A 12254-nucleotide genomic window follows, 5' to 3' on the forward strand; every position below is an offset into this window, starting at 1 on the left:
CCATAAATGCACATATGATTACTTTTTTAATATATAGTATATTTTTATAAGTTTTTACCTATAATAAAAGTGAATTGGAGGTGATAAAAATGATAAATTCAAATAATAATAACTGTAGAAACAACAACAATAATAACAACAACAATTTTAGAAATAGTAGCAATAACAATAATAACAACTGTAATAACAATAATAACAATAACAACAATAACAATAACTTTAGAAATAACAATAACAACAATAATAACAACAACTTTAGAAATAATAGTAATAACAACAATAACAACTGCAATAACAATAATAGATAGTGCATTGCCTAAAAATCTAATAAGAATTAATTCTTATTTAAAAAGTGATAACAAAATAAAAGGTGATTTTGTTATCACTTTTAATACAAAATGATTACAACATCTTATTTCCATTCTATTAATTTTTTATTCAATTTTCTTCTCTGTAGTATTTACCTTTTGTTTATATAATATACCTTTTAACACTATGTAAATTTGGTAAGTTTATAAAATATATTTATAAAAAATTAAAAGCAATAGGTAAATTTAATAAATACCTATTGCTTTTAATTTTTTAGCTAATTTTTAATACTTTTAGCTTCATAGACCACTTCACCATCAATTATAGTGTACATAGCCTTTGTAAATACTTCCATTGGATTTCCATTAAAAATTGCAATATCCGCATCTTTCCCTATTTCAATACTTCCAACTCTATCTGATACATTACATATCTCTGCCGCATTTATAGTAATAGATTTAAGACCTTCTTCTACTCCTAAACCTTCTCTTGCTGCAAATCCTGCACAAATAGGCAAATCCTGTATTCTTGTGACTGGATGATCTGTTGTTATTGCTACTTTAACACCAGCTTTGTGTAATATTCCAGCTGTTTTAAAATCTAAATTTTGAGTTTCTATTTTATTTCTAACAGCTAATGATGGACCAACTATTGCTGGAAATCCAGAATCTTTAATTTCATCTGCAATTAAGTGACCTTCTGTACAATGGTCTAAGGTTAATCTTATATTAAACTCTTTTGCTATACGAATTGCAGTTAAAATATCGTCTGCTCTATGTACATGTGCTTTAATAGGAATATCTCTATTAATTACAGGTAGCCAGCATTCTTTTCTAAACACTTTATCAAAATTATCTCCATTTTTCATTGCATTTTGTTTATTTTGACTATATTGCTTAGCATTAAATAATTCTTCACGTAAAAGAGCTGCTACAGACATGCGAGTTGATGGAACCATATTTTTTTGATTATAGTTTGTTTTTATATTTTCTCCAAATGCAACCTTAATTGCTGCTGGTTCAAGTATAGTCATATTATCTATTACTCTGCCATGAGTTTTAATGAATGCAAATTGTCCTCCTACTACATTTGAACTTCCAGGTCCGACCATAACCCCCGTGATTCCAGAAGTTATTGCAGTGTGAAAAGCAGAATCCATAACATTAATTCCATCTAATGCTCTTAAATATGGTGTGATGGGTTCATTTATCTCATTGCAATCATCACCTTCAAATCCTTTTCTTTCTTCTTTTATACCTATATGACAATGTGCCTCTATTATTCCAGGCATAACCCAGTAATTTTTTGCGTCTATTACTGTATAATCTTCATCAGTTATATCAATATTTTCGCCAATATCTATGATTTTTCCATCCTTTATTAAAATAGATCCGTTATCATATGTTTTACCACACATTGTCATTATTTTTCCGTTTTTTATTAATAACATTATTTTCATACTCCTTTATAAATTAGCTTATGTAATCTAACTTATTATTAAATAATCCTTATTTAATTTGTAAGTAAAGTTTAAAAAATAGTATATACCTGTGATATATACTATTTTTTATGATTTTAAATATAAAAATAGCTCCGTGGAAAGAATATAACCTTTTATATATAGGCTAATAGAATTAAAATGTTATTTGGGTTTCTCAAAATATGATTACGAATATATTATTACAATCTTTTAGTTTATATTCAAATTCAATTAGCATTTTCTAATATTTATTTAATAGTAATTATTTATTAAACCAATCATTAGGAGAATTATTGAAGTAATTATGTGAGAATTCTATAACATTATAATCTTGAATACCATAAATTTTAAATGGTTCATTAGATAAATAATTATCTACATTTTCAATAGATTCTACTTTCATAATAAATACTCCATCACTTATATTTTTTAAGCCCAGATATTAGATTTATATTAAAATCAAATATCTTCAGACAAAAAATTAGAATTGCTAAGTTTTAAAAACTCAACAACTCTAATTTATTAAATATATCATATATAAATTTATAATTTATTATAAACTTAAACTATACTATCATTGTTACATTCTATATTCTCGACTATATTTGGAATTCCTATAGTAAATCTACTGCCTTTATTAAGCTCACTTTCAAGTCTAATATATCCACCATGAAGCTCTACTATATATTTAACAAGTGTAAGACCTATTCCACTACTACTTGATTTTATAGCTCCTGTTCCATCTACTTATGAAAATCTTTTGAATATAAATTCTTGATCTTCTTTTGATATGCCTATTCCTGTATCCTCTATAGTTATTTCAATGTTATCTTTAACTTCTTTTATATATACCTTTATCTCTCCGCCTTCTTGAGTAAACTTAACAGCATTAGCTAATAAATTTATTATACATCTTTCAATTTCGATTTCATCACAATATATAATTTTCTCTTCTATATCAGGGTCTACTGTAGGAGATAATCCTTTATCTTCTATAAATTTACTCATATTAAGAGCTGCTTCTTCAACTATATAAACTATATCATTATTTTTTTTATTAATTTTATACTTACCTGTCTCTATTTTTGAACTATCTATAATATCATTTATTATTTTTAATAAGTTATCACAACTTTTACTTATAATATCCATATACTGATTAAGTTTTTCTTGTGTTATATTTTTACCTTGATTAAGTACATTTATTAACTGCACCGTTGAGGCTATAACATTTATAGGAGTTCTAAGCTCATGAGATAAATTCACAAAATAATTATTTTTGAATTTTTCTTGCTCTATTACTTCTTTACTTAGCTTTTCATTTTCTTTTAATTGATTATTTAATTTCATTGTCTTTTGATCGACTAAGCGATGTAATATTTTAACATAATTAAAAATATAAATAATTATTACAGCTGCTATAGATATATATATTATATGAGCTATAGGTGTCTTCCAAATAGGATTTTTTACTTTTATATTTATATTTGTTTCACTTGTTAGATTACCATGTCCATCTCTTGCTCTTAATTTCAAAGTATATTTACCAGGTTCTAAGGATTCCAAATTTAAACTGCTTCTAGAATCAACATATACCCAATCTGAGTCCATCCCTTCAAGCATATATTCGTATGTTGTAGTATTTAAATTTTCATAATTAGGTAAAAAGTAATTAATATATAAATCTTTATAATTATATTCTAATGTTATTTCATTTCCATCATATACAATTTTGTTTTTCCCTATAAAAATGTCACCAACTACTACTTCATTTTTATTCATCTTATAATCATCTAACTCATCAGGGTTAAAATATGTACATCCTTCTGTACTACCAAATATAATAATTCCATTTTCTAGCTTTATACTTGTATTTAAATTAAATTGATATCCATATAACCCATCCATTTTTGTAAATTTTCTAAAAGTACCTTTTTCTATATCAAATTTATTTAAACCTTTATTTGTACTTATCCAAATATCACTATAATCATCAATTATAATTGAATTTATAAAGTTATTAGTTAATCCATGTGCAGTTGTATAAGAAGTAAATTTATCTGTTTTTATATCAAGTTTACTAATACCTGTATTTGTTCCTATCCATAAATCCCCTGAATTATCAAAAGTCATACAGTTTATATAATCATTAATTAAAGAATCTTCTGTGGATGAATTATTGCTATATATCTTTATAATTCCTTTTTCTTTATGGTATTTAATTAATCCTGTATCAATTCCACCTAACCAAATAATATTTTTATCTTCCTTATCCTCTAGTATGTACTTTACACAACCTGAGTTAACTCCAATATTATTCATACTTTCACTATAATATGTTTTTTCTTTAGTATTTATGTTATAAGAATAGAAATCAGTTGTAGTTGCTACCCATATATTTTCTCCATCATTATATATATAGCTTAATTCCGAAGAGTAATCATCCTTAATTAGTATTTCTTTATATGAATTTTTTTTGTATTAAAAGCTATTAGTTCTTTATTGGTTACTATAAGGATATATCTATTATCTATTTTAAATAAATTTTTTATATATCTATCACTTAAATTAAAATCTTCTTCTTCATACATTATCTTTTTACAATTTCCATTTTTTGAATCATATATATATATTCCTTTAAACTTACTAGCTACCCATATATCACCATTATGTTCTAAAATAGATACTATATTTTTATCTTCTACTTTATTAATATAATTAAACATAATATCGTCATTTAATATATTTACACCTTTATCTGTACCAATCCATATTGTACCGTTAAAATCCTCATAAAAGCAATTTATAACATTACTTGAAATTGAATTTTTAATATTAATATCTTTTTTATATAATTCAAAAATACCCTTACTTTTTGAATACTTGATTGCACCATTACTACTAGATAACCATGTATTATTCTCACTATCAGTAAATATAATATTATTATAAAATCTTATTTCATTATCTTTAAAAATATAAATATCATTTATAATATTTTCTTTTATATTATATTCTTTTACACCTGAGCTATTAATCATATATAATTTATCTTTTTTATCTTCTCTTATGTTGTACATGTAAATACCTTCCTTAGTTGCTATCCACATATTACCTAAATTATCTTTTGATATGTAAGAAACAAATAATCTATCTTTATATCTTTTATCTTCATTTTTATATATTTTTAAATCTTCGCTTATTGTGTTAATTCCTTGTTTAGTTCCAACCCATAAATAATTATCTTCCCCTTCTTCTAAACAAGTTATTGATGAACTAATTAATGAATTTGGATTATCCGGATCATGATAAAAAGCTTCAATAGTTTCATTTTCAATATCAATTTTCATCAAACCATTTTCTGTACCAACCCACATGATATATTCCTCATAACTACTTTTTAGTAATGAGGTTATTTTTAATTCACCTAGTTTGTATTTATCATCTCTATCCTTCATCCTTATAATAGTATCTGTATCTGTATCTAACAAATCTAATCCATGATCTGTAGCTATCCATATATTCCCATTACAATCTTCTTCTATGTCAGTTATATATGTTGAACTTAAAGTATTTTCATCCCCAGAAATACAATTATATATTTTTATATTTTCACCATCATATCTATTAAGTCCATCTTTTGTTCCTATCCACATATATCCTTTACTATCTTGAAAAATTGATGTTATATCTTCGTTTGATAGACCATCATCAATGGATATATTCTCAAATTTTGCATTACTTAATATTTCTGCATATGATTTTATAGGTAATAGAATATTAAGTAAAATAATTAATATAAAAACTTTTAATCTCATACTTTTTTAACCCCACATTATTAAACTTACTATATATTCAAAACATTCTCTCTTATAAGATTCTACTTTATTTGTCTTAATTTAATTTAAAATTGTCGTTAAATGACTTTTTTAGTATCTAAATTGTACTTCTTCTACTTTGTTATGTTGTTAAAGTTTATATTAATTATATAAAAAGATACCCTGCATGCTGAGTATCCCACTATTATCATTATATAGTTTTAATTTTATAATTATTTTTATTGTATCATAATATATGTAGTAAATATGCTACCTTCATGTTTTCTATTTATATATCCATTGTACTTTTTTACTGTTCTATCTATTTGAATTATACCAATACCATTAATTCTTTTATCTTTTATAGTAACAAATTTTCCATTTACCTCATTTACATAACCATTAGTACTATTACTTATCTTAATTATTAATCCTTTATCTTCTGAAACTATTTTTAAATCTATAAATTTATCTCCTTCAATAATATCACAAGCCTCTATAGAATTATCCAAAAGATTTCCTAGTATAGTACACATATCTAGATTAGTAATACTTATATTTGAATTTATTTTTATATCTAAATCTATTTTTATTTCCTTTTCTTTTGCCAATTTTACTTTACTTATTAATATTGAATTTATGGCTACATTTTCTGTATATATTTTGGGATCTAATCTATCAATTCTAGTATCGATTTCCCTTATATATGAAACAACTTCTTTTTTAGAGCTAATTTCTAATAGGCCTAAAATCATATTTATATGATTTTTAATATCATGCCTCCATCCTATTACTTCTGAATACATAGATTCTATTTCTTTGTTGTGTATTTCACGATCTAATTCCATTTTTAATATAAATTTTTCTTCCATCTCTTTTGATAATATATTTAAAATATATATCGATAGTAACTGAATAATATATAAGCTAATTATAATAATAGCCACATTTAGATTCGTTTTTCTTAAATATTTAATTAAATCAATCTGAACTATAAATATTAATATATGGTTTAAAATAAAATTAGCCCCCTGTAAGCAATATTTTATCTTTTATATATCCTATAAGATTCATGTTGTCTATTAATTTAAATGTGAATAAAAACTGAAAAAAACCTATTAGTAATCATTGCTAGCTTCTCTTATAACTTAAGTTTATCATTAGCTCAATTAATGTTACATTAAATAATTTTGAAAATATCATATACCCTATAAAAGAATTCATTAATATGGTACTAATATAAAATGAAAAAAAAAAATTTTCTGGCAATCTACCTCTTCTAAATAGTAAAGGATAAATTAATATTAATATGGGTAAGTAGAAATAAATAATTATTTATAACTATCCATATTAAAAATAAGATTATTTATATTTAATGAAGATATTAATGTATAAAATATAATCATAATTACTGTGTTAAATCTACTATATTTTTCATTTTTAGGCTGCAAATTTTTATTAAAGAAATATATTAATATATTTGCACCTATAAAATCTCCTAATTTTTCAATCAAGTATAAATCAGTCATAAATCTATCTTAATCCTTATTTTTTTAATCTAATCTTTAAAACACTACTTGTACTTTTAACTTATTTATATTTCTGAATTAAAGTCAAATATAAAAACTTTATGGTAATTTTTTACAATAGCATCACTTTATACTATATCAAACCAAATAAAAAAAATCTACAGTTACATTAAAACTGTAGTTTATTTGTCTTATAGTTTAAATAATTTATATCTATGTAATTTATTAATAATTTGCTAAATATTAAATATATAAATTAATCTTTATATTGTATCATCATATATGTTGTAAATATATTATTTTCATGTTTTCTATTGATATATCCATCATATTTTTTTACTATATTATCAATCTGTATTAAACCTACACCGCTTATATCATTATTTTTTGTAGTTAAAAACCTTCCATTTACTTCATTTACAATACCATTCGTATTATTGCTTATTTTTATCACTAATCTACTATGTTCCGAAACGATTTTTAAATTAATAAATCTATATTCCGAAATAGTGCTCCCTGCTTCAATTGAGTTATCTAATAAGTTTCCTAAAATAATACATATATCGATGTTAGAAATTTTTATTTCTGCATTTATACTTAGCTCTAAATTTATATTTATATTTTTTTCTTCTATAATTTTCATTTTACTAGCTATTATAGAATTTATAGCTATATTATTTGTATATATATTTTTATCTAATTTACTAATATTAGAATTTATTTCATTTATATATGAAAGAGCTTCTTCTTTTGTTCCTATTTCTAATAAACCTGTAATCATACTTATATGTTTTTTTAAATCATGCTTCCATCCCATCATTTGCTTATACATATCTATAACCTCTTCATCATGTACTTTGCGGTCTAAGTTTATTTTTAATATGAATTTCTCTTCTATTTCTTTAGATAATATATTTAGTACATATACAGATAATATTTGTATTATGCATAATATAGATACAATGAATACCATCTCTCTATTAGCTATATATATTTTTTTTATTGAATTTATCTCTAATACAAGAATCAATAACTGACTTAATATTAATACTATCCCACCTACATATAATATTTTATCTTTTATATATTTAATAAAATTTATAAAGTTAATATTATTTAAAAATATATAAACAAGTATAAACTGAATAGATTTATTAAATAAAATACTAAAACATTTATTATAACTAAAATAAATTATAGTATGAATTAATGGCAAATTCAAAATATTTGATGTTAAAATAAATATTGTGAAAGAACACACTAGGTTTATACTAATATAAAATGAAGATAAAAAAAACTTTTCTGACAACCTTCCTTCTCTAAATAGAAGTGGGTATAGTAACACTAAACTATAATACCCCAAAACAAATAAGACTATTTTACCATCTTTAAGTTTATATAATATGCTATTCTGTTTAGTTGATGGTATAAAAAAATAAAATATAATTATAAGTATAGTATACAATCTAGTATATTTTTTATTTTTAGATGGCATTATTTTATTAAAAAAATAAATCATCATAACTATATTTATAAAATTAAATAGTAAATCCATCTCATAAAAGTTATTCATAATTTTATATAAATCCTTTTTTAAGTGATATAAGTTATAAATGCATCATTTATTTCTTTATATTTACCTCTACTTATAGGTATTTTAAATCCACTTTCTAATACTACATTACTTTTCGTTATCGACTTAATATATTTTAAATTTACTATATATGACCTATGGCATCTAACAAAGTATTCATTTGGTAAGATTTCTTCCATTTCACTTATTTTCTTTCTTAACGTTATTTTTTCTGAATTTGTGTGAATATCTATATACGGAGAAAACATTATGCAATAATGTATTTCATTATAATCTAATTTTATGATATGTTTTGATGTATCTAAAATAATCATAGATGTTTCACACTTATCACTTATCCTATTTAATGTTTTATCTAAACAGAATTGTAAATCTAATTTCTTTACTGGTTTCATTAGGTATTGTAATGCTCCAACTTTATATCCATGTAGTGCATATTTAAAAAATCCAGTTACAAATACAATATCCATGGTTTTATTTTTTTCTCTAATTATATTAGATAACTCAATTCCAGACATTTTGCTCAACTTTATATCCAAAAATATAATGTCATATTTGTTATAATCTGACCATTGAAATAAAAACGATTCTGCACTTGAAAAGTTGTCAATTAATATATTAATACCTTTTTCATTGGCCCAATTTGTAATTTTACTATTAAGTAAGTCCATTTGTACCGCTTGGTCTTCACATATCGCTATCTTCATAAATATAATCCACCTCTACTTATTATTCCATTTTTCATCTCATTAAATATTAATTTCCTATATAATAATAAAACTAAATTTATTAAATGTAAAATTTATTTTATAATACATTATTATTTTTAATTTAAATAAAAAAAATCATATTGATTTTAAACAATATGATTTCTCTAAATTATTTATTTTATATAATTAAGTATTCATGTTCAAATATTTCATCATTAATAGGCTTTGATAAATAATATCCTTGCCCAAACTTATATCCATTATTCACTAAAAATTCAAGTTGCTCTTTAGTTTCTATTCCTTCCGCAACTAACTCTATATTACTTTTATTTGCTAAGTCCCATATAAATAATAAAATAGAATCAATTTTTTTATTTTCCCCAATTTTACTAATAATACTTTTATCAATTTTTATAATATCTAAATCTATATTCATAGAAAATGATATATTTGAATGTCCAGATCCAAAGTCATCTAAAGATACTTTTATACCTAATCCTCGTATTATATCAATTTTCTCATTTATTTCTTTTATGCTATAATCCACATACTCTCTTTCTGTTATTTCAAATTCTATGTAATTTAAATCTATATTATATTTTTTTATTATGGCTTTTAAAATCTCTATAAAATCTGGTCTCATTAATGTACTCTTTGATAGGTTTATTGACATAGGTACTATGTTATTTCCATATAAATTATTCCAATAATATAATTTTTTTAAAACTTCTTTAATTGTATGATAATCTATTAGATAAACGAGATTTATATCTTCTAATATTTCTATAAACTTATCTGGGTATATAATACTACCATCACCTTTATGCCATCGTATTAAAACTTCTGCGCCTATAATTTGATTGCTTTGTATATTAAATTTAGGCTGATATACAAATTTAAATTCATTTAATCGAATACCTTTTTTTACTTTTTTATATAAATCAATTACATCTGTAGCATTAGATTCTTTGCTATATATCCTTTCTATATTTTTAATCAATAAGTTAGCTATAAGCTCAATGATGTACTTAACTGTATGTATTTTACAATCGAAGTCCATATATATATATCCATAGGATTCATTTAAAATATCAAATGGATATATTATAAAATTTTCTATACCTTGAGATATTATTAAATTATAATGATAATTATAATTTTCTTGTATATAAATTTCATCATAATATAAACTTATCTTTTTATCCTTTTCTAAGTTAAATAGTAAATCATTAATAATGTCTATATATTCCATTGAAAACTCTTTATTTTCATTTTCATCTTTTTTATTTCTTTCACATATATATATTCTTATAAATGGCAATATCTTTTTTATCTCTTCTATTAAATTATCAATATCATTGAAATTGTTATCAAATATATTTAACAATACTTCTGAATATAAATTAAACTCTTTTCTGCTCATATGTTTCTCCTATTCATATATAATGTATTAATTAAACTTAGTAAGACTATTTATATCTTCATTTTTTAATAATTTATATTAAGTAACTGTTATTTTTTAAAATTTGTATCTAAAGGTTTAATTTTTTAATCTAAATGTATAGTTTTACAAATAAAAAACATACGATTACTATGGTTATTATCGTATGTTTTCATATTTTAGTTAAATTAATATTTTATTATATTTCACATAAATAATTTATATAGCTATCATTGACCTCTTTATACTTGTTTCTACTTACAGGTATACTTACTCCATTTTCTAATATAATAGTATTTTTTGATATTGACTTTACATATCTTAAATTTACTATATATGATCTATGACATCTTATAAATAAGTTATCTCTTAAGTCATCTTCTACTTCACTTATTGTTTTTCTTATGACTATCTCTTCTTTTATTGTATATATAGTTATATTAGGAGAAAACATTTCAAAATAATATATTTCATCATAGTTTAATCTTATACAATTTTTAGAAGTCTTTATAATTATGAATTTTGATAATTTATTTGTATAGTTTAATTTTTCTAAAACTTTATCTAAACATAAATGTATATCATTTTGACCTATTGGTTTTAACAAATATTGCATTGCATTAACACTATATCCGTGTAAAGCATGTTCAAATATTCCTGTCGTAAATACAATATCAACTATTTTATTTTTTTCTCTAATTAAATTAGAAAGTTCTATTCCCGATATATACTTCATTTTTATATCCAAAAAAATTAAATCATATTTATCATAATCTATCCATTCAAATAAAAAGGATTCTGCACTTCGATATTTATCAACTTTTACCTCTATATTCTTTTCCTTAGACCAATTTTCAATGTATTTATTTATTATATTGAATTCTTCATTGTTGTCCTCACATATTGCTATGTTCATAAGAAAATCTCCTATCCAAATATGTATCATTTAATATTAATAAATTCTATACATATCATAATATAAGTTATACATTAATTAAATATATAATTTATTATATTCTTAGATATAAAAATAATTTAGATACTGTATTAATTTCGATTATTTTATTTATACTCTATTTTTATATAAGTAGAAAATACATTATCATCATAACTTCTATTGATGTATCCATTAAATTTCTTTACTATATTATCAATTTGAATTAAACCAAATCCATGTCCATCTTCTTGTTTAGTAGTTTTAAATTTACCTCTTATCTTAATTAATTTTCCATCACAACTATTTTTAACTCTAAGAATTAATTTACTACCCTCTGATATTATTATTAAATCTATAAATTTATTTCCTTTAAATTTTTCACAACTTTCAATAGAATTATCCATTAAATTACCAATAATTGTACATATATCTAGGT

The 12254-nt window shown here is 22.2% G+C and carries 10 protein-coding genes and 1 pseudogene; 1 reads left to right on the top strand and 10 read right to left on the bottom strand.

The genetic code is table 11. The annotated features are described in order from the left end of the window. The first annotated feature begins 89 nt into the window (after positions 1–89). Complete coding sequence (locus tag EIH23_RS16340; RefSeq protein ID WP_164489042.1) at positions 90–308, top strand: hypothetical protein; 219 nt, start codon at positions 90–92, stop codon at positions 306–308. Between the two features lie 278 nt (positions 309–586). Here the strand turns inward: EIH23_RS16340 and EIH23_RS10140 are convergent, their stop codons facing one another. The 10 genes and pseudogenes from EIH23_RS10140 to EIH23_RS10180 form a co-directional block, all read right to left on the bottom strand. Further along, complete coding sequence (locus tag EIH23_RS10140) at positions 587–1759, bottom strand: amidohydrolase (protein WP_122640172.1); 1173 nt, start codon at positions 1757–1759, stop codon at positions 587–589. A gap of 292 nt (positions 1760–2051) precedes the next feature. Then, positions 2052–2192, bottom strand: a complete 141-nt coding sequence (locus tag EIH23_RS16345; RefSeq protein ID WP_164489043.1) for a hypothetical protein — start codon at positions 2190–2192, stop codon at positions 2052–2054. Between the two features lie 158 nt (positions 2193–2350). Beyond that, positions 2351–4111: pseudogene (locus tag EIH23_RS16930) on the bottom strand (ATP-binding protein). Between the two features lie 128 nt (positions 4112–4239). Further along, positions 4240–5607, bottom strand: coding sequence for a ligand-binding sensor domain-containing protein (locus EIH23_RS16640; protein WP_243113386.1), 1368 nt, complete (start codon positions 5605–5607; stop codon positions 4240–4242). A gap of 239 nt (positions 5608–5846) precedes the next feature. Next, positions 5847–6479, bottom strand: coding sequence for a sensor histidine kinase (locus tag EIH23_RS10155; RefSeq protein ID WP_124097568.1), 633 nt, complete (start codon positions 6477–6479; stop codon positions 5847–5849). Between the two features lie 913 nt (positions 6480–7392). Next, the gene (locus EIH23_RS16350; RefSeq protein ID WP_164489044.1) at positions 7393–8109 is read right to left on the bottom strand and encodes a sensor histidine kinase; all 717 of its coding nucleotides are present in this window, start codon (positions 8107–8109) and stop codon (positions 7393–7395) included. Positions 8110–8729: 620 nt separating this feature from the next. Further along, the gene (locus tag EIH23_RS10165) at positions 8730–9437 is read right to left on the bottom strand and encodes a LytR/AlgR family response regulator transcription factor (RefSeq protein ID WP_122640176.1); all 708 of its coding nucleotides are present in this window, start codon (positions 9435–9437) and stop codon (positions 8730–8732) included. Between the two features lie 181 nt (positions 9438–9618). Next, positions 9619–10863: an EAL domain-containing protein gene (locus EIH23_RS10170; protein WP_122640177.1), complete on the bottom strand. Its 1245-nt coding sequence runs from the start codon at positions 10861–10863 to the stop codon at positions 9619–9621. Positions 10864–11080: 217 nt separating this feature from the next. Then, complete coding sequence (locus EIH23_RS10175) at positions 11081–11797, bottom strand: LytR/AlgR family response regulator transcription factor (protein ID WP_164489045.1); 717 nt, start codon at positions 11795–11797, stop codon at positions 11081–11083. A 146-nt stretch (positions 11798–11943) separates the two neighbouring features. Then, positions 11944–12254, bottom strand: a 311-nt coding sequence (locus EIH23_RS10180; RefSeq protein WP_164489046.1) for an ATP-binding protein, incomplete at its 5' end; no start/stop codon positions are given.

The sequence above is a fragment of the Romboutsia sp. Marseille-P6047 genome (assembly GCF_900604535.1).
Classification (GTDB): domain Bacteria; phylum Bacillota; class Clostridia; order Peptostreptococcales; family Peptostreptococcaceae; genus Romboutsia_E.

Coding starts and splice junctions, on each gene's coding strand:
- EIH23_RS16340 (WP_164489042.1), top strand. CDS start 90: ATGATAAATTCAAATAATAATAACTGTAGAAACAACAACAATAATAAC.
- EIH23_RS10155 (WP_124097568.1), bottom strand. CDS start 6,479: ATGGAAGAAAAATTTATATTAAAAATGGAATTAGATCGTGAAATACAC.
- EIH23_RS10170 (WP_122640177.1), bottom strand. CDS start 10,863: ATGAGCAGAAAAGAGTTTAATTTATATTCAGAAGTATTGTTAAATATA.
- EIH23_RS16350 (WP_164489044.1), bottom strand. CDS start 8,109: ATGGTATTCATTGTATCTATATTATGCATAATACAAATATTATCTGTA.
- EIH23_RS10165 (WP_122640176.1), bottom strand. CDS start 9,437: ATGAAGATAGCGATATGTGAAGACCAAGCGGTACAAATGGACTTACTT.
- EIH23_RS10140 (WP_122640172.1), bottom strand. CDS start 1,759: ATGTTATTAATAAAAAACGGAAAAATAATGACAATGTGTGGTAAAACA.
- EIH23_RS16345 (WP_164489043.1), bottom strand. CDS start 2,192: ATGAAAGTAGAATCTATTGAAAATGTAGATAATTATTTATCTAATGAA.
- EIH23_RS10175 (WP_164489045.1), bottom strand. CDS start 11,797: ATGAACATAGCAATATGTGAGGACAACAATGAAGAATTCAATATAATA.
- EIH23_RS16640 (WP_243113386.1), bottom strand. CDS start 5,607: ATGAGATTAAAAGTTTTTATATTAATTATTTTACTTAATATTCTATTA.